Source organism: Pseudomonas sp. PS01270 (assembly GCF_029959775.1).
GTDB lineage: Bacteria > Pseudomonadota > Gammaproteobacteria > Pseudomonadales > Pseudomonadaceae > Aquipseudomonas > Aquipseudomonas atacamensis.
The window spans coordinates 35,027-60,309 of record NZ_JASCPT010000006.1; the positions used below are offsets into that span (position 1 = coordinate 35,027).

General features: G+C 59.5%; 23 protein-coding genes. 11 read left to right on the top strand and 12 right to left on the bottom strand.

Annotated elements, in window-relative coordinates; genetic code table 11:
• The first annotated feature begins 63 nt into the window (after nucleotides 1-63).
• Nucleotides 64-975, top strand: a complete 912-nt coding sequence (gene lpxC, locus QMX86_RS03950; RefSeq protein ID WP_007916984.1) for a UDP-3-O-acyl-N-acetylglucosamine deacetylase — start codon at nucleotides 64-66, stop codon at nucleotides 973-975.
• Nucleotides 976-1,124: 149 nt separating this feature from the next.
• On the opposite strand, the gene QMX86_RS03955 is transcribed toward lpxC, so the two are convergent.
• From QMX86_RS03955 to QMX86_RS03985, 7 genes are all read right to left on the bottom strand, one after another.
• Nucleotides 1,125-2,633, bottom strand: a complete 1,509-nt coding sequence (locus QMX86_RS03955) for a sensor domain-containing diguanylate cyclase (RefSeq protein WP_282383577.1) — start codon at nucleotides 2,631-2,633, stop codon at nucleotides 1,125-1,127.
• A 199-nt stretch (nucleotides 2,634-2,832) separates the two neighbouring features.
• Entirely contained in the window at nucleotides 2,833-4,149 is a 1,317-nt protein-coding gene (locus QMX86_RS03960) for an OprD family porin (protein ID WP_273526194.1), read from the bottom strand.
• A gap of 194 nt (nucleotides 4,150-4,343) precedes the next feature.
• Nucleotides 4,344-4,565: a hypothetical protein gene (locus QMX86_RS03965; RefSeq protein WP_016773285.1), complete on the bottom strand. Its 222-nt coding sequence runs from the start codon at nucleotides 4,563-4,565 to the stop codon at nucleotides 4,344-4,346.
• A gap of 299 nt (nucleotides 4,566-4,864) precedes the next feature.
• Nucleotides 4,865-6,229, bottom strand: coding sequence for a heavy metal sensor histidine kinase (locus QMX86_RS03970; RefSeq protein WP_122611824.1), 1,365 nt, complete (start codon nucleotides 6,227-6,229; stop codon nucleotides 4,865-4,867).
• On the bottom strand, nucleotides 6,219-6,896 hold the full coding sequence (locus QMX86_RS03975; protein WP_016773287.1) for a heavy metal response regulator transcription factor: 678 nt from the start codon (nucleotides 6,894-6,896) through the stop codon (nucleotides 6,219-6,221). The genes QMX86_RS03970 and QMX86_RS03975 overlap by 11 nt, the downstream gene beginning before the upstream one ends.
• Nucleotides 6,897-6,905: 9 nt before the next feature.
• Nucleotides 6,906-10,007 (bottom strand): multidrug efflux RND transporter permease subunit, encoded by a 3,102-nt coding sequence (locus QMX86_RS03980; RefSeq protein ID WP_273526195.1) that lies wholly within the window; start codon nucleotides 10,005-10,007, stop codon nucleotides 6,906-6,908.
• Nucleotides 10,004-11,164, bottom strand: coding sequence for an efflux RND transporter periplasmic adaptor subunit (locus QMX86_RS03985; RefSeq protein ID WP_273526196.1), 1,161 nt, complete (start codon nucleotides 11,162-11,164; stop codon nucleotides 10,004-10,006). Before QMX86_RS03985 ends, QMX86_RS03980 begins: the two co-directional genes overlap by 4 nt.
• 191 nt (nucleotides 11,165-11,355) lie before the next feature.
• Between QMX86_RS03985 and QMX86_RS03990 the strand changes: the two genes are divergently transcribed.
• The 3 genes from QMX86_RS03990 to QMX86_RS04000 all read left to right on the top strand — a co-directional run bounded on the left by QMX86_RS03990 (nucleotide 11,356) and on the right by QMX86_RS04000 (nucleotide 12,746).
• Nucleotides 11,356-11,985, top strand: coding sequence for a nucleotidyltransferase domain-containing protein (locus QMX86_RS03990; protein WP_071173543.1), 630 nt, complete (start codon nucleotides 11,356-11,358; stop codon nucleotides 11,983-11,985).
• Complete coding sequence (locus QMX86_RS03995; protein WP_130928502.1) at nucleotides 11,948-12,367, top strand: hypothetical protein; 420 nt, start codon at nucleotides 11,948-11,950, stop codon at nucleotides 12,365-12,367. Before QMX86_RS03990 ends, QMX86_RS03995 begins: the two co-directional genes overlap by 38 nt.
• Nucleotides 12,368-12,506: 139 nt before the next feature.
• Entirely contained in the window at nucleotides 12,507-12,746 is a 240-nt protein-coding gene (locus QMX86_RS04000) for a hypothetical protein (protein WP_039761398.1), read from the top strand.
• Nucleotides 12,747-12,869: 123 nt separating this feature from the next.
• On the opposite strand, the gene QMX86_RS04005 is transcribed toward QMX86_RS04000, so the two are convergent.
• The 5 genes from QMX86_RS04005 to norR form a co-directional block, all read right to left on the bottom strand.
• Nucleotides 12,870-13,619, bottom strand: a complete 750-nt coding sequence (locus QMX86_RS04005; RefSeq protein ID WP_282383564.1) for a YkgJ family cysteine cluster protein — start codon at nucleotides 13,617-13,619, stop codon at nucleotides 12,870-12,872.
• 83 nt (nucleotides 13,620-13,702) lie between these two features.
• A complete protein-coding gene (locus QMX86_RS04010; RefSeq protein WP_110646182.1) occupies nucleotides 13,703-14,029 on the bottom strand; it encodes a hypothetical protein in 327 nt (108 codons plus the stop codon).
• Nucleotides 14,030-14,183: 154 nt separating this feature from the next.
• Complete coding sequence (locus tag QMX86_RS04015) at nucleotides 14,184-14,666, bottom strand: GNAT family N-acetyltransferase (protein WP_122747813.1); 483 nt, start codon at nucleotides 14,664-14,666, stop codon at nucleotides 14,184-14,186.
• Between the two features lie 3 nt (nucleotides 14,667-14,669).
• Nucleotides 14,670-15,572, bottom strand: coding sequence for a chemotaxis protein (locus tag QMX86_RS04020; RefSeq protein WP_016773296.1), 903 nt, complete (start codon nucleotides 15,570-15,572; stop codon nucleotides 14,670-14,672).
• A 316-nt stretch (nucleotides 15,573-15,888) separates the two neighbouring features.
• The gene (gene norR / locus QMX86_RS04025) at nucleotides 15,889-17,451 is read right to left on the bottom strand and encodes a nitric oxide reductase transcriptional regulator NorR (RefSeq protein WP_282383557.1); all 1,563 of its coding nucleotides are present in this window, start codon (nucleotides 17,449-17,451) and stop codon (nucleotides 15,889-15,891) included.
• A 165-nt stretch (nucleotides 17,452-17,616) separates the two neighbouring features.
• Here norR and hmpA point away from each other — a divergent pair, with 165 nt between their 5' ends.
• The 7 genes from hmpA (at nucleotide 17,617) to cyoE (ending at nucleotide 25,222) form a co-directional block, all read left to right on the top strand.
• Nucleotides 17,617-18,798, top strand: a complete 1,182-nt coding sequence (gene hmpA / locus QMX86_RS04030; protein ID WP_071173537.1) for an NO-inducible flavohemoprotein — start codon at nucleotides 17,617-17,619, stop codon at nucleotides 18,796-18,798.
• Nucleotides 18,799-19,049: 251 nt separating this feature from the next.
• Nucleotides 19,050-19,559 carry a disulfide bond formation protein B gene (locus QMX86_RS04035; protein ID WP_016773299.1) on the top strand — a complete coding sequence of 170 codons (510 nt, stop codon included), beginning with the start codon at nucleotides 19,050-19,052 and terminating at the stop codon, nucleotides 19,557-19,559.
• Nucleotides 19,560-20,386: 827 nt separating this feature from the next.
• On the top strand, nucleotides 20,387-21,328 hold the full coding sequence (cyoA, locus tag QMX86_RS04040; RefSeq protein WP_024014231.1) for a ubiquinol oxidase subunit II: 942 nt from the start codon (nucleotides 20,387-20,389) through the stop codon (nucleotides 21,326-21,328).
• A gap of 3 nt (nucleotides 21,329-21,331) precedes the next feature.
• A complete protein-coding gene (cyoB, locus tag QMX86_RS04045; protein WP_016773302.1) occupies nucleotides 21,332-23,362 on the top strand; it encodes a cytochrome o ubiquinol oxidase subunit I in 2,031 nt (676 codons plus the stop codon).
• Nucleotides 23,363-23,365: 3 nt separating this feature from the next.
• Nucleotides 23,366-23,989 carry a cytochrome o ubiquinol oxidase subunit III gene (gene cyoC, locus QMX86_RS04050; RefSeq protein WP_016773303.1) on the top strand — a complete coding sequence of 208 codons (624 nt, stop codon included), beginning with the start codon at nucleotides 23,366-23,368 and terminating at the stop codon, nucleotides 23,987-23,989.
• Nucleotides 23,989-24,324 carry a cytochrome o ubiquinol oxidase subunit IV gene (cyoD, locus tag QMX86_RS04055; RefSeq protein WP_011335842.1) on the top strand — a complete coding sequence of 112 codons (336 nt, stop codon included), beginning with the start codon at nucleotides 23,989-23,991 and terminating at the stop codon, nucleotides 24,322-24,324. The genes cyoC and cyoD overlap by 1 nt, the downstream gene beginning before the upstream one ends.
• A 10-nt stretch (nucleotides 24,325-24,334) precedes the next feature.
• A complete protein-coding gene (gene cyoE / locus QMX86_RS04060; protein ID WP_016773305.1) occupies nucleotides 24,335-25,222 on the top strand; it encodes a heme o synthase in 888 nt (295 codons plus the stop codon).
• Nucleotides 25,223-25,283 lie beyond the last annotated feature (61 nt).

Below are 25,283 nucleotides of genomic sequence, written 5' to 3' on the forward strand. Positions count from 1 at the left end.
TCTGCTATCATCGCCAGCCTTTGTTGATACCAGTTCGCAATTTGCGCTGAAGCGGCCCAAGCCATGATTAAACAACGCACACTGAAAAATATTATCCGTGCCACAGGTGTAGGCCTGCACTCCGGTGAGAAGGTCTATCTGACTCTCAAGCCTGCGCCTGTCGACACTGGCATTGTGTTTTGTCGCGCTGACCTCGACCCTGTGGTGCAGATTCCTGCCCGCGCGGAAAACGTCGGTGAAACCACTATGTCGACGACGCTGATCAATGGCGACGTCAAAGTGGACACGGTAGAGCACTTGCTCTCGGCCATGGCTGGCCTGGGCATCGATAACGCCTACGTCGAGCTCTCCGCGTCCGAAGTCCCGATCATGGATGGCAGCGCTGGACCCTTCGTATTCCTGATTCAATCGGCAGGCCTGGAAGAACAGGACGCCGCCAAAAAATTCATCCGCATCCTGCGTGAAGTGACAGTGGAAGACGGCGACAAGCGCGCCACTTTCGTCCCTTTCGAAGGTTTCAAGGTGAGCTTCGAGATCGATTTCGATCACCCGGTATTCCGGGACCGCACCCAGAGTGCAAGCGTGGATTTTTCCAGCACTTCGTTCGTTAAAGAAGTCAGCCGCGCCCGTACCTTTGGCTTCATGAGTGATATCGAGTACCTGCGCAAGCACAACCTCGCACTCGGCGGCAGCGTTGAAAACGCGATCGTGGTCGATGCCGATGGCGTGTTGAACGAAGACGGTCTTCGTTATGAAGACGAATTCGTCAAACACAAGATCCTCGATGCGATTGGCGACCTGTACCTTCTGGGCAACAGCCTGATTGGTGAGTTCAAAGGCTTCAAGTCCGGTCATGCACTGAACAACCAGCTGCTGCGCAAATTGATTGAGCAGACAGACGCTTGGGAAGTGGTGACGTTCGAAGACGCCAGCACCGCACCAATCTCTTACATGCGCCCGGTTGCGGCGGTGTAAGTAAAAAACCTCTCTAGTTTTTTGAAGGCCATCCTCGGATGGCCTTTTTTTATGCCCTTTAAAAGATCAAAAGATCGCAGCCTTCGGCAGCTCCTACAGGGGAACGCATTCCAGATGTAGGAGCTGCCGAAGGCTGCGATCTTTTGACTTTAAACTGGCACTACAACGCGATTACGCCCGCCTTCCTTGGCCTGATACAACGCCTTGTCCGCTGCAAACAACAACTGCTCCAGTGTCATCTCGCTTGCCGATGTCCAGGTGGCGATGCCGATACTCACGGTCATCGCCCGCTCAGCGCCTTCGACCCAGGGCAAGTTTTCCACAGCCTGGCGAATCTGCTCGGCGATCTGCTGCGCTCCTGCGCTGTCGGTCTCGGCGAGAATCACCGAAAACTCTTCACCGCCATACCGCGCGACCAGATCCGCCGGGCGTCGCACGTTCGCGGTGATTACCTTGGCCAGTTCGCGCAACACCTGATCCCCAGCCTGATGGCCATGGCGATCATTGAAGGCCTTGAAGTGGTCGGCATCGATCATCATCACCGACAGCGGCTGGCCCGAGCGTTGCGCGCGGAACCACTCATGGCGCAGGGTCTGGTCGAGCATGCGTCGGTTGGCAACGCCGGTCAGATCATCGGTGGCAGCCAGTTGCGCCAGTTCGCGTTCGGCGCGATGGCGCAAACGCAGTTCCCGAGCGAGCAGCCACGTCAGCCACAACAGCCCCAGGCACAACACGCCGGTGGCGCCGCTGATCAGGATCGCCGTGCGCCGCCAGGTGCCGAACACCTCCTCGCTGGACAGCGCCACCATCACGGTCAACGGCAGATTGCCGACCCGCGAGTAGGTGTAGAGCCGGCGTTGTTTATCCATACTCGAAGTGCTGGTGAAACTGCCGCTGCCATCGCGGTCGCTGAGAATGCGCACGACGTTGGGCCGGTTGCCGAAACTCTTGCCGACCGAATCGCTTTGCAAATAGGGCTTCTGCGCGAGCAGCACGCCATCGCTGTTGATGATGTTCAGTGTGCTGTCGGTGCCGATGTCGAGGCTTTTGAACAGGTCGTCGAAATAGTCGAGTTTCAGCGACGCCACCGCCACGCCGAGGAATTCACCGGTCTGCGAGGAGATGCGTCGGCTGAAGCTGATGCGCCACTGATCGGCCTCTTCGCAATCGCAGCGGGTCTTGAACGGGCGGCTGATGAACATGCCGATATCGCGGTTGAATGCATGAGCGAGAAAATAATCGCGGTCGGCGAAATTGCCCGGTTTCGCTTCGATGCGCGAGGAGTCGGCGATCACCTCGCCATGCTTGTCGAGCAGGAGGATGTCGCCCTTGAAGCGCGCGGTGGCAGAGCGATCGAACAGCGCCAGATGACGGATCTGCGGCGAGACGTTCTGCAGGTCGTCACGCTGGGCGGCGGCGATCAGGCCTTGCAGCGTCAGGTCGTACAGCTCGACGGTGCGCAGCACATCGGCATCGATCAATTGCGCGATGGTCGTGGCGCGGCGCGTGGCGACTTCCTGCGCACTGGCGTACTCGCGGATCAGCAGGAAGGTGACGATGCACACCATCGCAATCACGGTCAGCAGGCTGCCGAGGATCAGCAGGCGCTCGGGGCGACCGGTAAGGCCTGTGATGGAAGGCGTGCGGCTGGTGATCATGATGGGGAGCCGGTTGAAGTGGTTTCATAAGCTTAGTTGGGCTGACGCCGGACGAACCTGTGGGAGCGAGCCTGCTCGCGAAAGCGGTGTGTCATTCAACACAGATGTTGACTGACAATCAGCTTTCGTCGGAACGCCGCCCGGAGCAGGCTCGCTCCCACAGGGTAGATCACAGGATCTGAAAAACGCAGCGCCGATCTTAGAAGACGTTGACCGGGTAGTCGATGATCACGCGGTATTCATCTGTATCCGAATCAATCGCGCCGTAGCCGTTGCCGCCCCGGTTGGTGGCCCATTGCAGGCGCACCGCGAGATCCTTGGCCTGGCCGCTTTGCACGACGTACTGCAAATCGATGTCGCGTTCCCAATGCTTGGCGTTATGGCCGTCGGCGCTGTACCAGCTGGAATAGCCTGCGCTGTTCGGGTCGGCTTTGGTCAGATCCACCGTGCCGCGTGAATAGGACAGCGCCGAGGTCAATCCGGGCATGCCGAGGCCAGTGAAGTCGTAAGCGTACTTGAGCTTCCAGGAGCGTTCGTTCGGGCCGTTGAAGTCCGAATACTGCTGCGAGTTGTCCAGATAAACGCTGTCGCCCTGGCTGATGTAGTCGAACGGCGTGTTGCCGTTGACCCGCTGATACGCGGCAGTGACGCTGTGGTTGCCGATGCCGACGGTGAGATGCGTGCTCCAAGTGTTGTTGTCGATGTTGCCGAGCAGCGCATCACCGGTGTCTTGCGTGTGATAGAAGTGCAGGCCCGGGTTGAGGCTGACCAGATCGTTCAGTTGCCAGGTGTAGTCGAGGTCGTAGTAGTACTGGTTCCAGATGTCCTTGAGCTCGGAGGCGTAAAGACTGCTGGTCAGGCCCTCAACGCCGCTCCAGGCCACACCGGCCCAGTTCAGGTGCTGGCTTTCGTCGCCGTCGGCGAGGGTGCCGTATGACGTTCCGATGCGGGTATGACCACTCTGGTTATAGGGCTTGGTGAAACTGGTCTGGCCACCTTCGATCAGCCAGCCGTCGAAGCTGTGGTTGCTCAGGCTGATGCCACGAAAGGTCTGCGGCAGCATCCGCGTGTCGCCGCCGGCGATGACCGGGTTGGTGAGGAACAGATCACCGGCCTTCAGCTCGGTGTTGAAGGCGCGCATCTTCAACGTCCCGCCTGCGGTGGAGAACGAGCCCGGCGCTTTGCCGTTGCCATCGCTGATCGGCAGGATGCTCGAACCGTCGGTACCGCCACCCCCATCGAGTTTCAGGCCGAGCATGGCGTGGGCATCGACGCCGAAGCCGACCGTGCCTTCGGTGTAGCCGGACTGGAACACGCCGAGAAAACCCTGACCCCACTCGATATTGTCGTCCGCCTTCTGCAAGCGGTTGCGATTCATGTAGTAGTTGCGGGCGTTGAGGTTGAGGCTCGAGCCTGCGACGAAGCCCTGTTGGGCAGACTCGTCGGCGTGGGTGGCGGGAGCAATCGTTGCGGCAATTGCAATGAACAGCGGGGTGAGGCGGGCAGGGTAAAACACGTGCGGTGGAGCTCCTTGGGTCAGCGGGCCGCTCTGGTTCTTGAGCGGCTTGATGTTTCTTGTTGTTACAGACGCGCCAGACGGCTTTCAGACCACAACGAAAAAAGGCCGCTGAATGGCAGCGGCCTGGAGTGACGACGGTTGAACGGGAAGAGCCAAACAACCGCGTCGAGGGAAACCTTTCGCGGTGCGACTCAGCTGTCTTTCTCGAGCGCTTGAGCCTGGGAAGTGGCGGCCTGCGGGGATTGCGTCGCGTCTTGAGCCTTGGCCATCACTTCGGCCTGATGCTGATCGAATGCCTGTGCGCGCGCGACGTTGTGCGCCACGAACGCTTGCGATTCTTCAGCCATCGCCATCGGCGACAGGATCAATGAGGACAAAACGAATGCGCTGGCAATACCCATACTGTTGGACATCTTGAAAACCTTCTCGCTTGGCGAGTGCTGTTTGGTGCGGGCAAAGATAAGGTTGCCGGGGTTTGGGAAACAGCGTGATTTTCATAAATGACTGTTACAGCAAAAGCAAAGATCGGCACGGGTAACAACCCGGTCTGTGCGTGATGGTGGCCTGTGGCGAGGGGATTTATCCCCGTTGGGCTGCGAAGCGGCCCCAAGAATTCCAGCTTCAAAGATTCTTGGACCTTGTGCACAGGATTTGCGACTGTTGCGCAGCCGAGCGGGGATAAATCCCCTCGCCACAGGGCTTGGCTCAGCATTCAGACCGGGAGGTTGATGCCGAAGGTGTTCATGCCCCGATCACTGCGCACAAACACATCCCCGCCATGCATCAGCGCAATCGCCTTGACGATCGCCAGCCCCAGGCCGTGGTTATTGCCGCTGTTGCTGCGCGAAGCATCGACCCGATAAAACCGTTCGAACAACCTCGGCAGATGCTCACTGGCAATCGGCGTCCCGGGATTGGCCACGCCAATGCTCACCTGGTGTTCTTCAACCTCGATGCGCACCTCGATCACCTGGCCCGGTTCGGTATGCTGCACCGCGTTGCTGAGCAAGTTGATCAACGCCCGGCGCAGGTGCGCGACCTCGATCTGCACCTGTGCATCGCCGCTGACCTGCACTTCAACCTGCGCGTCTTCAAGAATGAAATCCAGATAGTCCAGCGTCGTTGCGACCTCATCAGCCAATGACGTCGAGGTCAGTTTGGTCGCCTTGTTGCCCTGATCGGCGCTGGCCAGAAACAGCATGTCGTTGATGATCGAGCGCAGTCGCTCAAGCTCTTCGAGATTGGATTGCAGCACTTCGAAATAGTGTTCGGCGGAGCGCCCGCGAGTCAGTGCGACCTGGGTCTGGCCGATCAGGTTGGTCAGCGGCGAACGCAGTTCATGGGCGACGTCGGCGTTGAACGATTCCAGCCGCGAATAGGCCAGTTCAACCCGTTCCAGAGTTGAGTTGAACGATTCGACAAACTGCTCCAGTTCCGGCGGCAGCGGCGACAGACGCAAGCGCCCGGCGCGCAGTGGTGGTGCCAGACGCTGGGCTTCCTGCGACAGTTTGATCAACGGCTTCAGACCGATTCTTGCGACCCAATAGCCCAATGCCGAGGCCAGCAGCACCCCGACAATCGCCAGACTGATCAGGGCGATGAGCAAGTGATGCTGGGTCTGGTGCAGCGTCTCGGTGTCGATGCCGATCATGAAGCGCAGCGGCGGGCGCTGGTCCTTGGCCGGGAACTGACTGACCAGCACTTTCAGCGGGTAGGGCTGATCGGGCAGTTGCAGATCATGCATGCCCAACGGGCCGTTGATGGCCGCGCGAATCTGCGGCGTAAGGTTGCCGTATTCGTAGCGCGGATCACCGCTGCTGATCCAGAAGCTGATGCGCTTGTCTTCTTCGCCGAGCAGCTTGAGCTTGTTGTTGATCTTCACCCAATGTTCCGGCGTGCCGTAACGGCCGACGGTGGATTCGAGCACGCTGTACCGCGCATCCAGCTCAGCTTCCGGCAACAGACCCAGGCCCTTGTCGACCTGTTGATACAGCGCGCCGCCAATCAACAGAAACACCACCAGCGCCACCAGCGTGAACATGCCGCTCAGGCGCAAGGCAATCGAGTTACTGGACACCACGGCTCTCCAGCACATAACCCATGCCTCGGATCGTGTGCAGCAGCTTTTCGTTGAACGGCCCGTCGAGCTTGGCGCGCAGGCGTTTGATCGCGACTTCGACGACGTTGGCGTCACTGTCGAAATTGATGTCCCAGACCATTTCCGCGATTGCGGTCTTCGAAAGGATTTCGCCTTGGCGACGGGCGAGCACGCTGAGCAGGGAAAACTCTTTCGCGGTCAGATCCAGGCGCGTGCCGGCGCGGGTGGCCTTGCGGCTGATCAGGTCGATCCACAGGTCGGCGATGGTCACTTGCACCGGCTCATGGCCGCCGCTGCGGCGGGTCAGCGCTTGCAGGCGGGCGACCAGTTCGAGAAAGGAAAACGGTTTGCCGAGGTAATCGTCGGCGCCGTCGCGCAGGCCCTTTATCCGATCTTCGACGCGCTCGCGGGCGGTGAGCATGATCACCGGGGTCTGCTTGCGCGCACGTAATGCGCGCAGTACGCCGAAGCCATCGAGCCCCGGCAACATCACGTCGAGGACGATCACGGCGTAGTCGCATTCCAGCGCCAGATGCAGGCCTTCGACGCCGTCGCGGGCAAGGTCCACGGTGTAGCCCTGTTCGGTCAGACCACGGTGCAGATAGTCCGCGGTTTTTTCTTCGTCTTCGATAATCAGAACGCGCATGACCCTGCCTCAGTCTGTGGTCGCCAACGCCGCTACAGGCGCAGGTTTGGGCCGGTGGAACAGCCGCTCAAGCCACAAGTATATGACCGGAGTGGTAAACAGCGTCAGCATCTGGCTGACCAGCAAACCGCCGACCACGGCAATGCCCAACGGCTGGCGCAGTTCGGCGCCGGTGCCGTAACCGAGCATCAGCGGCAACGCACCGAGCAGGGCGGCGAGGGTGGTCATGATGATCGGCCGGAACCGGGTGATGCACGCTTCGAAAATCGCCTCCTGCGGCGGCAGACCGCGCTGGCGCTGCGCCTCGAGCGCGAAGTCGATCATCAGGATGCCGTTCTTTTTGACGATGCCGATCAGCAGCACCAGGCCGATCAACGCCATGATCGAAAAGTCCTGGCCGCAGATCCACAGCATGATCACCGCGCCGAGGCCTGCTGCCGGCAGGGTCGAAATGATCGTCAGCGGATGCACGAAGCTTTCATAAAGCACGCCGAGAATGATGTATACCGCCACCAGCGCCGCCAGAATCAGCCATGGCTGGCTGGCCAGCGAACTCTGGAACGCCTGCGCCGCACCCTGGAAATTGCCGCTGATCGCGGTGGGCATGCCGATCTCGGCCTTGGCCTGATTGAGCTGAATCACCGCATCGCCCAATGCCACGCCGGGGGCGAGGTTGAATGACATGTTGGCGGCGGGGAACATGCCGTCATGGGCAATCGACAGCGGGCCGATGGTCGGCGCGTCAAACCTTGCCAGCGCCGACAGCGGCACCATCTCGCCGCTCAGTGGCGAGCGCAGGTAAAAATAGTTGAGGCTTTCGGCCTTGCCGCGCTGCTTGGTGTCCAGCTCGAGAATCACGTTGTACTGGTTGACCTGGGTCTGGAATTCATTGATCTGCCGTTGGCCGAATGCATCGTACAGCGCCTCGTCGACATCGCTGGCGGTCAGGCCGAAACGCGCGGCGGCGCTGCGATCGATGCTGATGTGGGTGATGCTGCCGCCCAGTTGCAGATCGTTGGAAATGTCGCGAAACGCCGGGTTGCTGCGCAGTTTCTCGGTCAGGCGCTGGGTCCAGGTGGCGAGGGTCGCGCCGTCGTTGCTCTTGAGTACGTATTGGTACTGCGCACGGCTGGGGCCGGAGCTGAGGTTGATGTCCTGCCCGGCGCGCAAATAAAGGACGATGCCGGGCACTTTCATCAGTTGCGGGCGGATGCGGTCGATGAACTGGCTGGCGCTGACATCGCGATCACCACGTTTTTTCAGGGCGATCCAGAAGCGCCCGTTGGCGATGGTCTGGTTGCTGCCGGAAACCCCGACCGAATGCGAGAACGCCTGCACCGCCGGATCGGCCGCGACGATTTCGGCCATCGCCAAGTGTTTTTTCACCATGTCGCCGTAGGAAATATCCGCAGCGGCTTCAGTGGTGCCGAGGACGAACCCGGTGTCCTGCACCGGGAAGAACCCCTTGGGAATGAAAATGTACCCGGCGACCGCCAACGCCAGCGAGAGACCGAACACGCCGATCATCAATTTCTGATGATCGAGGGCGCGGCGCAGGCCCTTTTCGTACCAGCCGAGCAGGCGTTCGCTGAAACCGGGTTTGCCGTTGGCGTGATGCACCGGCTTACGCATAAACAGCGCGGCAAGGGTTGGCGCCAGGGTCAGCGACACCACCACGGAAATCATGATCGTCGAAGTCGCGGTCAGGGCGAATTCCTTGAAAAGGCGCCCGACCACACCGCCCATGAACAGCAGCGGAATGAACGCCGCCACCAGTGAGAAACTGATCGAAACGACGGTGAAGCCAATCTCGCCGGCCCCCTTGATCGCCGCCTCGCGCATATCATCGCCGGCCTCGAGATGGCGATGGATGTTTTCCACCACCACGATCGCATCGTCCACGACGAAGCCGACCGCGACGACGATCGCCACCAGCGTCAGGTTGTTCAGGCTGAAACCGAGGACGTACATCAGGGCGAAACTGGCGATCAGCGAGACACCGAGCACCGCCGAGACAATCAGCGTCGCCGACAACTGGCGCAGGAACAGCGCCATCACCGCGACCACCAGCAGGATCGCGATCAGCAAGGTGATCTCGACTTCGTGCAGCGAGGCGCGAATGGTCTGCGTGCGGTCGATCAGGGTTATCACCTGCACCGAGGCCGGCAGCATCGCTTCGAGGCCGGGCAGGGCGGCCTGAATGCGGTCGACGGTTTCAACAATGTTGGCGCCGGGCTGGCGGAAAATCACCAGATTCACACCGGGGCGATCTCCGGCCCAGGCCTGCACGTAGGCATCTTCCGCACCGTTGACGACTTTGGCGACATCGCGCAGGTGAACCGGGGCGCCATCCTTGTAGGAAACGATGAGCTCGCTGTAGTCCTCGGGGTGGAACAACTGGTCGTTGGTCGACAACGTGGAAATGCTCGACTCGCCGTACAGCGCACCTTTGGCCAGGTTTAGGCTGGTCTGCTGGATCGCCAGCCGAATGTCGGCCAGCGTCAGGCCGATGGCCGCGAGTTTGTCCGCCGAGGCTTGTACGCGAATCGCCGGGCGTTGCTGACCGGTGATGTTGATCTGGCCGACGCCGTCGACCTGACTGATCTGACGCGAGAGCAGGGTTTCCACCAGGTCGCTGAGTTCGGTGCCGGGCATCTGTGTCGAGCTGACGCTGAGAATCAACACCGGACTGTCGGCCGGGTTGACCTTCTTCCACGTGGGCAGTGTCGGCATGTCTTTGGGCAACTTGCCGGCGGCGGTGTTGATCGCCGCCTGTACTTCCTGGGCGGCGGTGTCGATGCTTTTATCGAGGGTAAATTGCAGGGTCAGCAGAGTTGAGCCCAGCGCACTGCTGGAGGTCATCTGGGTCATGCCGGGGATGGCGCTGAATTGCACCTCCAGCGGCGTGGCCACCGAGGAAGCCATGGTGTCGGGGCTGGCGCCGGGCAACTGTGCCGAGACCTGGATCGTAGGAAATTCCGCTTCCGGCAGTGGCGCAATCGGCAAACGCGGGAAGGCAATTACACCGACCAGTACCAGAGCGAACGTCAGCAAAATCGTCGCCACCGGGTGATCGATGCACCAGGTCGAGATGCCTTTGTGCGAGTTCATGGCTTCTGCTCCGCCTGCACCACTTGCGGCGGCTCGCTCATGACTTGCACGCTCGAGCCCGGCTTGAGTCGCGACTGGCCGTCGGTCACCAGCACGTCACCAGCGTTGACACCTTTGATGATGTCCTGACCGCTGCCCTGATAAATCATCTGTACCGGCACTGCCTCGACCTTGTCGTCCTTCACGCGGTAAACGAAGTGTTGTTCGAGGCCACGCTGTACGACGGTGGGCGGAACCACCAGCGCATCTTTATCCACAGCCGTCTGAATTTTTACCGTCACCAGCAAACCCGGCCAGAGCTTCTGGCTGGCATTGGCGAACTCGGCCTTGGCGCGGATGGTGCCGGTGTTGGCGTTGATCTGGTTGTCGATCAGGGTCAGCTGACCTTCGCCGAGCAGATTGCCGGTTTCGCCATCGGTGTCGGCGCCAATGTAAGCCTTGACCGGTGCGCGTTGCGGATCGCTGATCAGGCTCTGCAGGGTCGGCAGCATCTGCTGCGGCAGGGAGAACTCGACGGCGATCGGGTCGATCTGCGTGACGGTGAACAGGCCTTGGGTGTCGGTCATGCGCAGGAAGTTGCCTTCATCGACCGTACGAATACCGACGCGCCCAGTAACCGGAGAGCGAATCTGCGTGTAGGACAGTTGCACCTGCGCCGCATCGATCGAGGCCTGATTGCCTTGCGCAGTGGCTTTGAGCTGATTGACCAAGGCCTGTTGCTGGTCGAAGGTCTGTTTCGATACGCCGTCGTCGACGCTGAGCAGTTTGTAGCGCTTGAGATTGACCAGCGCGACCTGCAACTGCGCCTGACTCTCGCCCAACTGCGCCCGGGCCTGGTCGAGGCTGGCGCGGATCGAGCGGTCGTCAATGGTGGCGAGCAGGTCGCCTGCTTTGACCCGTTGGCCTTCCTTGACCAGAATTTTCGTCAGAATGCCGTCGATCTGCGGACGCACCACCACGCTGTGCAGCGACAGCACCGAGCCGATGCCGCTGGTGTAGCGCGGCACGTCTTTGGCGCTGACCGTCACCACCCGCACCGGGATGGCAGTCGGTGTAGCCAGTTTGGCCGGCGCCGGTTTCAGCGCGAACCACAGGCCGGCGGCTGCCAGCAGAATCAGGAGAGTGGCCAGCAGGATTTTGTTTTTCTGGATGGACATGCGCGGCGCCGAAGTCTGGAGTTTGGGCAGATTGACCAGTTATAAACCGGTCAGGCGGTCGGCAGGGTGACGGCTGGCTGTCAGGATTGTCAGTTTCCGACGTTAATTGCAGTGGCTGCGATTACCGTTGAGTTGATAAGTCCCTAAAAGGGACCTATCGTTCCTTTTTTGGGACTCTTCGGTTTGCGCCAGTGGAAAACCTTTCTTTAAGCGAAGCCCTGTTCACCGCCACCCAGCAAAAAGTGTTGGGATTGTTGTTCGGCAAGCCTGACCAGACGTTCTACGCCAACGAAATTGTGCGCTGGGCACAGGTTGGCAAAGGCGGCCTGATGCGTGAACTCGATCGATTGCAACGAGCCGGGATTCTCAGCATGACTCGAGTGGGTAACCAGACCCATTACCAGGCCAACCCCGCATGTCCTATCTACGCGGAGCTTCTGGGCATCACGCGCAAGACATTCGGTTTTGCCGAGCCTCTTCGTCAGGCATTAGAACCGTTTGCCGAACAGATCACGTGGGCGTTCGTGTATGGCTCCATCGCCAAAAACTCGGCGAACACACTCAGTGACATAGATCTCATGCTGATTGGCGAAGGCCTGCACTACAGTGAGTTGATGGAGCGACTCATGCCGTTGGAGGAGCAATTGGGGCGTCCCATCAACCCGACGCTATACACCCCGCAAGACTGGGCCAGGAAGCTGGCGGCACAGAACAGTTTTGTCACGCGGGTGATGCAGCAGGAAAAAATCGATCTGTCAGGGGCAAACCCTTTGGAGTCCAAGGATGGGCAGCAACGAGAGTCTGGAGAATCTTCTACGTAGCGGTGTACTGAAAGCGGAGCCACCTGACCGCAAGGAGTGTGAGGGGCTGATGCGCTCGGCTCTGGATAGGCTCAAGGATGCGCACACCTGCACACTGTCGTTTTCCAGCCGGTTCGATTTGGCCTACAACGCCGCTCACGCGCTGGCGCTGACAGCTCTTCGCTTGAGTGGCTATCGATCGGACAAGCGCTATCTGGTATTCCAGTGCCTGATCCATACCACGCAAAGCAGCAAAATTCAGGTGCGATTGTTTGCGTTGTGCCACGAGCGGCGCAATCTCGCCGAATACGAAGGCTATATGGATGAAGATGACGCGCTTCTTGAGCAGTTGCTGGAGAGCACCTCGCAATTGGTGGGTGACGTTCAGCATCGCATGAACTGAAATATCATCACGCAGTGTCAGTGCCAGGCAGCCATTCAGCGCATCGCGCAAATCTTCAGATGCCGAGCCAGAGCGCACAGGTATACTGCGCGCCTTTGCGGCTCACTGATCGGGCCGACTTTTTGTTCCCGGAGCTTTTATGACTTCCCCGACCCAACCGCCGGTTGACGACGCTGTGAGCGACGTCCCGGCTGAAGTGGCTGACACCAGCGAAACCAAGGCCGAGATCCCGGCGTTCAAGTTCCCGTTCAAGCCGGGCGAGCTGGCTTCGGCGAAAGGCTCGAATCAGCCGTGGTACAAGAATGGCGCGAAGAATGGCCACACCAAAACCCCGGGCATGGCGCCGCCGGGGACGCGTCGGTCGATGGGCAAGCGTTGAGATAACGCGCTGTGTGGGTGTGGGTGCCGGCCTCTTCGCGAGCAGGTTCTCTCCCACGCGCAGATCCAATGTGGGAGCGAGCTTGCTCGCGAAGGCGGCAGCCGCTACACGACGAATGTCAGATCAAGCCGCGCGCAATGAAATAAACGCATAAGTCTGCGCCGGTTCGGTCACCACCTGCCCACCCGCAGCCAGTACCTGGCCGGCCACGTCATCGCCGGACAAATGAAACAGCCATTCACTGGTTCGCGCCGCCAGCGGATGCGCGCTCACCTGGTCAATCACTGCCGCAAAGGCATCCATGTTCGGCAAGTACGCGGTGAACCCGTCGCCCTTGAGCGCCGTGGTGCGAATTCCCAGGGTTGCGCAGATCGCATCCTTGAGTCTGATGTCATCCCGATCCGCCTGACGTGAACGCTGAATCAACTCAACCAGTTCCCGATCAACCAACTCGCCCCCCACAATCAGCTCCGGTCCCTGTTCCCAGGACTCTGGCGGGCAATCCTTGGCAGCAGGATTGAGCGGGATGTGCGGATTGATTTCCGCCGGGTAAATCCGGCACACCAGCGGGCGGCGCTCGTAGATCCGGCAGCGCTTGTCGTCGTCAAGATTCCGGCAGGGGCCGACGTTGTAGGCGGCAAAGGTGATCGCCACGTGAGCATCAGTAGTGCCACTGCGGACCACCGCCGAACGGCGCTCGGCATGTTCGCGCTGCTGCGCCGGCATGCCCAGGCCATTGCCGAGAAACGCCTCGACCAGCACGATCACCTGACCGCCATCGGCCGCCCACATGCGGGCTTCGGCGAGCGTCAGCGGGACATGGTGGTCGGTGCAGCATTTGCCGCAACCTACGCAGGAAAATGTCGTATTCATTGAGCGATCTGTCTTCAATCAGGGTGTGAAACGGTGGCGGAAAACCACCGCACAGGGCCGGGTCGAAGCAAGTTGTGCGCCATTCACTGGGGTTTGGCGGTCGGGCGAATCGAATCCCACTCGGTGACGAACGCGGTTTTCGTCTGTTTGTTGTACAGACACAGCTCGCTGCCTTGCTGGCCTTTCATGTGTTTTTGCGGGTATTGGCCTTGCAGCAGGACAGCGGTGTAACCGACGCGGTCATCGAATTGCGCAGGTGTGCCGACCGGTTTGACGTTTTTCAGGCCACTGGCCTTGGTGCAGCTGGCGAGTACGGTCTTGTCATAGGCAGCCCAGGCGTCGGGGCTGGAAGCGTGGGCCTGGGAGGCGAGGGTGGTGAGGCTGAGCAGGGCCAGGGTGATGGCTTTCATGGTTGGGGCATCCTTGGTTATGGCCAAGGTTGGAGTCTGCCTCAAGAGTTTTGTTGCCTGGGGCACCGCTAAAAGATCGCAGCCTTCGGCAGCTCCTACATGGATATGCGGTTTCCTTTAGGAGCTGCCGGAGGCTGCGATCTTTTGACTTTGATCAGTCCGGCACCAATTCCCGGCGGACCACAACCATCCCGACACTCTCATACAACCGCCGCGCTCGCAGGTTGTCCTCCAGAACCCGCAAATCGACAAACCCCTCGCGGCGCTGTTGAAAGACGCTGAAGGCATGCAGCAACAACGCCCGCCCAAGCCCCCGGCCCTGCATTCGCGGATGCACCACCAGATTCTTGATATACGCACTGGTCCAGCACTGCGCCACGCCCACCACGCCCTCGGCATCGCAGGCGACAAAACACAGCGCTGGATCGTATTCAGGGTCGCTGGCAAAGCGCTGACGCCAGTCGTGCAGTGACGGCACTCGACCGCCACCTTCCAGCTGTCCGAGCTGCATCAACTGGTGCACTGCTGGCGCCAGTTCCTCGCGGTAGACGGACAGCTCAATCCCGTCCGGCCACTGAGCATCCGGCAGAGGTCCACTCAAGTCGCGGCGCAGCAGAAAGCAAAACGTCTCGGCCAACACTCAGTGCCCGTTGGCCGCGACGTGCTTGGCGGCTTCGATCAGGCGTTGGGTCAGCTCCGGCGAGGAGAACTTGGTCAGCACCGCATTGGCACCGGCCAGCCGGGCCTTTTCACTGTTCATCGCGCTGTCGAGGGAGGTGTGCAGCAAGACGTACAAATGAGCGAAGTCCGGGGTCTCGCGCAGGGTGCGGGTGAAGGCGTAGCCGTCCATTTCCGACATTTCGATGTCGGAGACGATCAGGTTGATCTGCTGCGCGGTGCCTTGCAGGTCGAGCAGGCAGTCGATGGCTTCCTTGGCACTGCGCGCGGTGTGGCATTGCAGGCCGAGGTTGCGCAGGGTGTGCACCGATTGCTGCAGGGCCACCTGGCTGTCATCGACCACCAGAATGCGCGCGTTGCCGAGCACTTCGGCGTCTTCCATGGTCAGGTCGGTCGGCGCCATTTCGATCTGCGCCGGGGCGATGCTGTGGATGACTTTTTCGATATCCAGCACCTGCACCAGCGTACCGTCCACCGAGGTCACGCCGGTGATGTATGCGCGTGAGCCGCCAGAGCCGAACGGTGGTGGCTTGATGTCTGTAGTCAGGCAATGGACGATCTTGCTCACCGCCTGCACATGCAGACCCTGCTTGGAACGGCTGACATCGGTGACGATCAGGCAGCCACCGTTGGGATCTTCCAGAGGCCGCTCGCCGATCGCGCGGCTGAGATCGATCACCGACAGCGATGCACCGCGCAGCGAGGCGATGCCTTTGACGTGCGGGTGCGACTCCGGCAGCTTGGTCAGCGGCGGGCAGGGGATGATTTCACTGACTTTCAGCAGGTTGATCGCCATCAGCTTGCCGCTGCGCAAGGTAAACAGCAGAAGCGAAAGTGAATCTGCGCGGGCTTTGGTGGAGGACATAAGAACCTTCTGTGGGGCGAGAGTGGAAATCGCCAGAAACCTTTGATGCCGTGTTATCGGCGTTAAAGGGGTGGGCTTTAGGTAAGTTGTCGGGTAGTCGGCTTGAGTTGATCGCTGTTCTCTCTATCACTGCCCCTCACCCCAGCCCTCTCCCAGAGGTAGAGGGGGCCGACGGAGGTGTCTGGCGTCTTACACCGACCTGAACGACCGAGTCGATTATGGATTCGGAAGAAATCTTTCACGTCAGTGGAGTTCTTCAATATCCCCCAATCAGTCCCCTCTCCCTCTGGGAGAGGGCTAGGGTGAGGGTGTGCTTTTAGCTCTTCATGCCTAGTCGTTTGGCCATCCGCCCCAGATTCGCCCGATCCACCCCCAACTCCCGCGCCGCACTCGCCCAGTTATCCTGATGACGCTCCAGCGCTGCACTGATCAGGCGCCGCTGAAACTCATCGGTGGCAGTGCGCAGATCCCCGCTGATCATCGGCAGTACATTGGTCAAGTCGGTACTGGCAGGCGCAACCACGTTATCCACAACCTCACGGGGCAAATCCAGATCCGCCGCGCTCAAACTCAGAATTTTCGGCCGCACTTTGCAGTTACCCAGCGCCTTCAGCGCACTGCGTCCGATCAAATGCTCCAGCTCTCGGACATTGCCCGGCCAGGTGTAGGCCAGCAGTGCTTCCTGAGCATCACTGTTCAAGCGCAGGCTATTGAGGCCCATGCGCGAGCGGTTCTGCTCGAGAAAGAAGCCACTGAGCAGCAACACGTCGCGCCCGCGATCGCGTAGGGGCGGCACCCGCAGCGGGTACACGCTCAAGCGGTGATAAAAGTCGGCACGGTAGCGACCGCTGCGCACTTCTTCGGCCAGATCGCGATTGGTCGCGGCAATCAGACGCACGTCGACCTGGTGCTCCTTGTCCGAGCCCAGGCGCTGCAATTGACCGCTCTGCAATACGCGCAGCAACTTGGCCTGGACCGTCAGCGACAGCTCGCCGACTTCATCAAGAAACAGCGTGCCGCCATTGGCCAGTTCGAACTTGCCACGCCGGTCGCTGGTGGCGCCGGTGAAGGCGCCGCGCACGTGGCCGAACAGTTCGCTTTCCACCAGCGTGTCGGGGAGGGCGGCGCAATTGAGGCTGATGATCGGTTTGTCGGCGCGCGCGGAGGCGGCGTGAATCGCTTGGGCCACGAGCTCTTTGCCGACCCCGGTTTCGCCGGTGATCAGAACAGTCAGATCACTGCCACCGACCAGATTGATTTCTTCCACCAAGCGTTTGTGCGCTTTGCTCTGGCCGATCATTTCGCGGTGCTGCTGACCGCTGGCCTGACGGTAGACCTCGGCGCGCTGATGCTCGTCTTCGGCGCGGGTGGCCAGACGTTCGATGCGTTCGGCCGCATTGACCGTGGCCGAGGCGAGGCTGGCGAAGGCTTGCAGTGCGTCGAGTTCGATCGGCTCGAAACGCTCCGGGTCCAGCGCGTCGAGCGTGATCAGGCCCCAGAGTTTTTCATCGACGAATAAAGGACAGCCGAGGCAGTCGTGAACTTCAAGATGATCGTCGAGGCCATCGACCAAACCGTCATAAGGATCGGGCAAGTCGCTGTCGGCGGCGAAGCGCGTCGGCCCGGCGCCGGCCAGCAGGATTTCGAAACGCGGATGCTCGCTGACCTTGAAGCGGCGGCCGAGGGTGTCGGTGCTCAAACCGTCCACCGCCAGCGGCACCAATGATTCGCCATCCAGACGCAACAACGCGGCGGCATCGCAGGGCAACAAGGCGCGCATGGCCTCGAGGAGGCGCCGGTAGCGCTCACCTTCGGGCAGTTCGCGGGAGAGGTCGGCGACCAGAGGCAGCAGGGCGGTAAGCAAGGATTTGGCGGTCATGATTTTTTGTAGTCAAAGAGACAAGGTGTAGTCGCGATGACTATACGTTCATTTGTGTCGAAATGACTATGAAGGTTTCAAGTTGTTGAATTAAAAGGATTAATTAGTTGGCACGAAAGCTGATATCCCTAATGCAATCTTTCAAGAAAGCGCAGGAGTCACCTTATGCTTAGCGTCCAGGATCGTGCCATCATCAAATCCACTGTGCCTCTGCTGGAAAGCGGCGGCGAGGCGTTGATCACACATTTCTACCGCATGATGCTCTCCGAATACCCGCAGGTGCGGCCACTTTTCAACCAGGCGCATCAGGCCAGTGGCGATCAGCCGCGTGCCTTGGCCAACGGCGTGCTGATGTACGCCCGGCACATCGATCAGCTCGACCAGTTGGGCGATCTGGTGGCGAAGATCATCAACAAACACGTCGCCCTGCAAATTCTGCCAGAGCATTACCCGATCGTCGGTACCTGCCTGCTGCGCGCCATTTCCGAAGTGCTCGGCGAAGAGATCGCCACACCAGAGGTGATGAGTGCCTGGGGCGCTGCGTACGGGCAACTGGCCGACATCCTTATCGGCGCCGAAACCGCGATCTATGACCAGAAGGAACACGCTGTCGGCGGCTGGCGCGGTGCGCGGGAATTCATCGTCGCAGCGAAGGTGCAGGAGAGCGCGGAAATCACCTCGTTCTACTTCGAACCGGCGGACAAAGGGCCGATTCTTGCGGCCGAACCGGGTCAGTACATCGGCATGAAGCTGATGCTCGACGGCGAAGAGATCCGTCGCAACTATTCGCTGTCGGCACTGGCCAATAACGGCCAGTACCGCATCAGCGTCAAGCGTGAACCGAATGGTCGCGCGTCCAACTATCTGCATGATCAACTGCACGTCGGCGCGAGCATTCAACTGTTCCCGCCATCGGGCGAATTCACCCTGGCGGCCAGCGACAAGCCGCTGGTGCTGATCAGCGGCGGCGTCGGCATCACCCCGACGCTGGCGATGCTGGAAGCCGCGCTGGCCACCGAACGTCCGGTGCATTTTATCCACTGCGCGCGCAACGGCAGCGTCCACGCGTTCCGCGACTGGGTCGATGGGCTGGCGGCGCGTCATCCGCAACTCAAGCGCTTCTATTGCTACGCCGAAGAAGATGGTGTCAGCCCGGCGGCGGACAAGGTTGGCCTGCTCAACGAAGAACTGCTCGGCGAGTGGCTGCCGGCGCAGCGTGATGTCGATGCGTATTTCCTCGGGCCGAAAGGGTTCATGGGCGCGATCAAGCGGCATCTGAAAGCGTTGGGCGTGCCGGAGAAGCAGAGCCGTTACGAGTTCTTCGGCCCGGCTGCTGCTCTCGAGTGAGCTGAAACCGAGTCGCTTTCATCGCGGGCAAGCCCGCTCCCACAGGGTTCGCGTCGTTCACGGATATCTTGAACACCGCAACCTTTGTGGGAGTGGGCTTGCCCGCGATGGCCTTTACGCAATTTAGATATGGGGACGCATCCTTGCGAGTTAATGGTTCCTTAACCGCTCTATCGTTTATTGCCCCGGTGTAGACTTGCGACAATTTCAGCCGCCGGCCGGCTGGACCATGGACTTACAAGGGAAAGGCAATGAGCGAGGAAACGATGCGGTTGGGGCGTGAGCGGCGCTATCTGGTGTTGCTGGGGATCATCTGCCTGGCGTTGATCGGCGGCGCACTTTACATGCAGGTCGTGCTCGGCGAAGCACCTTGCCCGCTGTGCATCCTGCAGCGCTATGCACTGTTGCTGATTGCACTGTTCGCCTTCATTGGCGCGGGCATGCGCAGCCGTCGCAGCATCACTGTGTTCGAGACGCTGGTAGTGATCTGTGCGATCGCCGGAGCCGGTGTGGCCGGGCATCACGTCTATACGCAGTTCTATCCGGCGGTGAGTTGTGGCGTCGATGTGCTGCAACCGATTGTCGATGATCTGCCGTTGGCGAAAATTTTCCCGCTGGGCTTCCAGGTCGACGGTTTCTGCTCGACGCCGTATCCGCCGATCCTCGGCCTGTCGCTGGCGCAATGGGCGCTGGTGGCGTTCGTGCTGGTGGTGATTCTGGTGCCGTTGCTGACCTCGCGTAATCGAAAAGCGCTGCGCTGAGTCAACTTCTCGGCACAGCTGCCGATAAACAAAACGCCCCGATTTTCGCTTATGAAAATCGGGGCGTTTTGCATTTCAGAGCGTTTGTGAAAACACCGTGACGAACGGCAATGAAGCGTGCGGCAAATGTGCGACATGTTGTCACACAGGGGCTGTCGCAGGGACTCGGGATGCGGCGGATTGGCCGCCTGTTACATAAAAACATTGGCCAGTTTTAGTGTTTTCGGGCTTGAGCACGGACGTACCAGAGCAGGCAGTTTTAACAGGCGCCGGCAGATGGGCGAAGCCCTTGGAACATCGGGCTTTGCGCCGCCCCAGCGTTTGTAGATCGGGTGCAGAGCTGTCTGATTTGAGGCGGTTACGCTGGCAGATTTTGCCGCTTTTATTGAGAAACGCTTTCGATAACTTGCGCAACTTTTGCAAAAATGGCGATGGATTGTTGCTCTGAGTGATAAAAATTATTTCGGGATAAGACATGGTGTATAGGGCGCTACCTATCTACAATCGCCCGCACTGAATTCCCGACGCTGTTCAGCCTTTATCAAGGAACTGATCAGGAGGTCGGGTGTCGAGCGAGCCGCGAGGCTTTCGAGACACCCTGGTGTCGGTGCCTTTCCAATTTTCCGCACCAAATGGAATTGGTCTGTAACAAGGCCTTTGACCACGAATTCGAATAAGAACTGAACGCTGTCCCAAGGTTTTGTCGAGCGTCAGACGCGCGACGGGCGGCCCTTATTCAATCCAAAGAAAATGCCAACCCTTGGCAGGGTGAAGTGTTGGCGATCAAAACCCAACTGCATTGCGCAAGCTGCTTTAGAGGTCGTGAGATGAGTAAAAACAGGTACCCCAGATTACTAGGCCTAGTGCCGCTGCTCGGCACGTTGTTGCTGGGAGGCTGCAACATGACCTTGCTCAATCCAACGGGCCAGGTCGGCCTGGAACAGCGCAACCTGATCATCACCGCCACGCTGCTGATGCTGTTGGTCGTCGTGCCGGTCATCGTCATGACCTTCCTGTTTGCCTGGAAGTACCGCGCTTCGAACAAGAACGCCGTCTACACGCCGAAGTGGTCGCACTCGACCAAGATCGAAGTGGCCGTATGGACCATCCCGGTGCTGATCATCATCGCCCTGGGCTACATCACTTACATCTCGACTCACGAGCTGGACCCGTATCGTCCGATCGAGTCTGACGTCAAGCCGGTGACCATCGAAGTCGTCGCGCTGGACTGGAAGTGGCTGTTCATCTACCCGGAACAAGGCATTGCCACGGTCAACAAGATCGTGTTCCCGGCGCACACGCCAATCAACTTCAAGATCACCTCCGACGCCGTGATGAACTCGTTCTTCATCCCGGGCCTGGGCGGCCAGATCTACGCGATGGCGGGCATGCAGACCAAGCTGCACCTGATCGCTGACCGCAACGCCGAAATGGACGGTATCTCCGCCAACTACAGCGGTGCCGGTTTCACCGGTATGAAATTCAAGGCTATCTCCACCACTCAGGAAGATTTCGACGCCTGGGTAAGTGAAGTCAAGAAGTCGCCTAAACAGCTTGATCAGGCTGAATACGCGGCCCTGGCCAAACCGAGCCAGAACAACCCAGTCGAACTCTACTCGTCGGTCACGCCGAACCAGTTCCAGATCATCGTCGACAAGTACGAAGGTATGAAGCCGGGCAAGCCGCTGAAGCACGAGAAGAAAGAGAAAGAAGTGGCGGCCACGGATATTGACGCGGGTTCGCATTCAGCTGCCGGGGCAGAGGAGTAAACGATGTTTGGTAAATTAAGTTGGGAAGCAGTCCCATTCCACGAGCCGATCGTGATGGTGACCATCGCCATGATCGCCCTCGGTGGTCTGGCGCTGTTCGCTGCGATCACTTACTTCAAGAAGTGGACGTACCTGTGGACCGAGTGGCTGACTTCGGTCGACCACAAGAAAATCGGCGTGATGTACATCATCGTCGCCATGGTCATGCTGCTGCGCGGCTTTGCCGACGCGATCATGATGCGTACCCAGCTGGCCATGGCCACCGAGGGTTCGCCTGGCTACCTGCCACCTGAACACTATGACCAGATCTTCACCGCTCACGGTGTGATCATGATCATCTTCATGGCGATGCCATTCTTCACCGGCCTGATGAACCTTGCAGTGCCGCTGCAGATCGGCGCGCGTGACGTTGCGTTTCCGTTCCTGAACTCCTTGAGCTTCTGGCTGCTGGTGTCCGGCGTTGTGCTGATCAACCTGTCGCTGGGTATCGGTGAATTCGCCAAGACCGGTTGGGTTGCGTATCCGCCGCTGTCGGGTCTGCAATACAGCCCTGGCGTGGGTATGGATTACTACATCTGGGCGCTACAGCTATCCGGATTGGGTACGACGTTAACCGGGGTCAACTTCCTCGCGACCGTACTGAAAATGCGTACCCCTGGCATGAAACTGATGGACATGCCGATCTTCACCTGGACCTGCACCTGGGCAAACGTTCTGATCGTGGCTTCGTTCCCGATCCTGACCGCTACCCTGGCACTGCTGACCCTTGACCGTTACATGGATTTCCACATTTTCACCAATGAACTTGGTGGCAATCCGATGATGTACGTCAACCTGTTCTGGGCGTGGGGTCACCCTGAGGTTTACATCCTGATCCTGCCGGCCTTCGGCATCTTCTCGGAAGTGATCTCGGCCTTCACCGGCAAGAAACTGTTCGGCCACCACTCGATGATCTACGCCTCGGGCGCGATCTCGGTACTGGGCTTCATGGTCTGGCTGCACCACTTCTTCACCATGGGTTCGGGTGCGAGCGTCAACGCCTTCTTCGGTCTGGCGACGATGCTGATTTCCATCCCGACGGGTGTGAAGCTGTTCAACTGGCTGTTCACCATCTACCAGGGCCGTCTGCGCTTCACCAGCCAGGTAATGTGGACTTTGGGCTTCATGGTGACCTTCGCCATCGGCGGCATGACCGGCGTACTGCTGGCCATCCCGGGTGCTGACTTCGTGCTGCACAACAGCCTGTTCGTGATCGCGCACTTCCACAACGTGATCATCGGCGGTGCGGTATTCGGTTACATCGCTGGCTTCGCGTTCTACTTCCCGAAAGCGTTCGGCTTCAAGCTGCACGAAGGCTGGGGTAAAGCAGCGTTCTGGTTCTGGATCTCGGGCTTCTTCGTCGCGTTCATGCCGCTCTATGCACTGGGCTTCATGGGCATGACCCGTCGTCTGAACGCCACCACCAACCCTGAGTGGGTACCGTACCTGTACGTTGCCATGTTCGGTGCGGTGATGATTGCTGTCGGCATCGCCTGCCAACTGATCCAGCTGTACGTCAGTGTGCGCGACCGCAACAAGCCAGAGAACGTTTGCGATCACGGTGACCCGTGGAATGCACACACCCTGGAATGGTCGACCTCGTCGCCACCACCGTTCTACAACTTCGCTGTGCTGCCTAAGGCTGACTGCATCGACCCGTTCACCGAGGCCAAGGAAAACGGTACTGCGTACCAGCGTCCGGCCAAGTACGAGCCGATCCACATGCCGAACAACACCGCCACTGGCGTGGTGATGGGCGCGCTGTTGACCGTCTTCGGTTTCGCGATGATCTGGCACATCTGGTGGCTGGCGATCGCGAGCCTGGTGGGCACCGTCGTTTACTTCGTGATCCACGCTGCACGTGACGACCAGGGCTATATGGTTCCGGTTGAAACGATCGAGCGTATCGAAGCCGAGCAGCACAAGCGTCTGGTCGCGGCAGGGAAAATCCCGGCCAATGCCACCCGTGTTGAAACCTCGTTGGAACAGGCTTAAACCATGTCGAACTTAGTGACCAATGTTGGACACGCCCATGGTGACCATGGGCACGATGACCATCACCACGACTCGGGCGAGATGACCGTATACGGTTTCTGGCTCTACCTGATGACCGACTGCATTCTGTTTGCGTCGATCTTCGCGGTGTACGCAGTACTGGTAAACAACGTTGCCGGTGGCCCGTCGGGCCACGACATCTTCGAACTGCCATACGTGCTGGGCGAAACCGCTCTGCTGTTGTTCAGTTCGATCACCTACGGCTTCGCCATGCTGGCGTTGTACAAGGGCAAGAAGCAGGCGGTCCTGGGCTGGTTGTTCATGACCTTCCTGCTCGGCGCGGGCTTCATCGCCATGGAGATCAACGAGTTCCACCTGCTGATCTCCGAGGGCTTTGGTCCTAGCCGTTCGGGCTTCCTGTCGGCGTTCTTCACCCTGGTCGGTACCCACGGTCTGCACGTTTCGGCCGGTCTGATCTGGATGGGCATCATGATGTATCAGGTCAACAAGCATGGCCTGACGTCGACCAACAAGACCCGTCTGAGCTGCCTGAGCCTGTTCTGGCACTTCCTGGACGTGGTCTGGATCTGCGTCTTCACCGTTGTTTACCTGATGGGGACTCTGTAATGGCTAACGCACACTCCCATGACAGCCACGATGCTGGCCACGGCAGCGTCAAGTCGTACGCCATCGGCTTCATCCTGTCGGTAATCCTGACCGTCATTCCGTTCGGTCTGGTGATGTACCCGACCCTGCCGAAGTCGACGACGCTGGCAATCGTTCTGCTGTTCGCAGTGATCCAGGTGATCGTTCACCTGTATTACTTCCTGCACCTGGACCGTTCCATTGCACAGCGTAACAACGTGATCGCGTTCGTCTTCACGGCGATCGTGATCGTGCTGCTGGTTGGCCTGTCGCTGTGGATCATGTTCAGCATCCACACGTACATGATGGCGAAGTGAGGTAGACCCGATGTCGCTCAAGCACTTTATCCAAATCACCAAACCGGGGATCATTTTCGGTAACGTGCTTTCTGTGGCAGGCGGGTTCTTCCTGGCCTCGAAAGGGCATGTCGATCTGGCGGTGTTTCTGGCCGCCATGATCGGTACTTCCCTGGTCGTGGCCTCCGGTTGCGTGTTCAACAACTGCATCGACCGCGACATCGACCTGAAGATGGAACGCACCAAGAACCGTGTGCTGGTCCAGGGCCTCATCTCCCTGAAACTGGCCCTGGTTTACGCGACCATTCTGGGTGTTCTCGGCGTTGCCTTGTTGTACAAGGTGGCCAACCCGTTGGCTGCCTTGTTCGCAGTAATCGGCTTCATCATCTACGTCGGCTTCTACAGCCTGTACCTCAAGCGCAAGTCGGTTCACGGCACGCTGGTGGGCAGTCTGTCGGGCGCCATGCCGCCAGTGATCGGTTACGTTGCCGTGACCAACAGCTTCGACATGGCCGCACTGACCCTGCTGGTGATGTTCAGCCTGTGGCAGATGCCGCATTCCTACGCCATCGCGATTTTCCGTTTCAATGATTACCTGGCCGCATCGATTCCGGTGCTGCCAGTGAAACGCGGCATTCAAGTGGCGAAGAAGCACATCCTGCTCTACATCCTGGCGTTCCTCGTGGCGACCTTGATGCTGACCTTCAGCGGCTACGCCGGCATGAGCTACCTCGCCGTCGCCGCCGCCATGGGCATGTACTGGCTGTACATGGCCTGGACCGGCTACAAGGCAGTCGATGACACCGTCTGGGCACGTAAGCTGTTCGTGTTCTCGATCTTCACCATCACTGCATTGAGCGTCATGATGTCCCTGGACTTCAAGGTGCCGACAGAGCTGTTGCTGACGTACGCGCCGTAAGGTTGCAGGCTTCAGGAAAAACCCCGCACGTTGAGAGATGTGCGGGGTTTTTTGTTGGTTG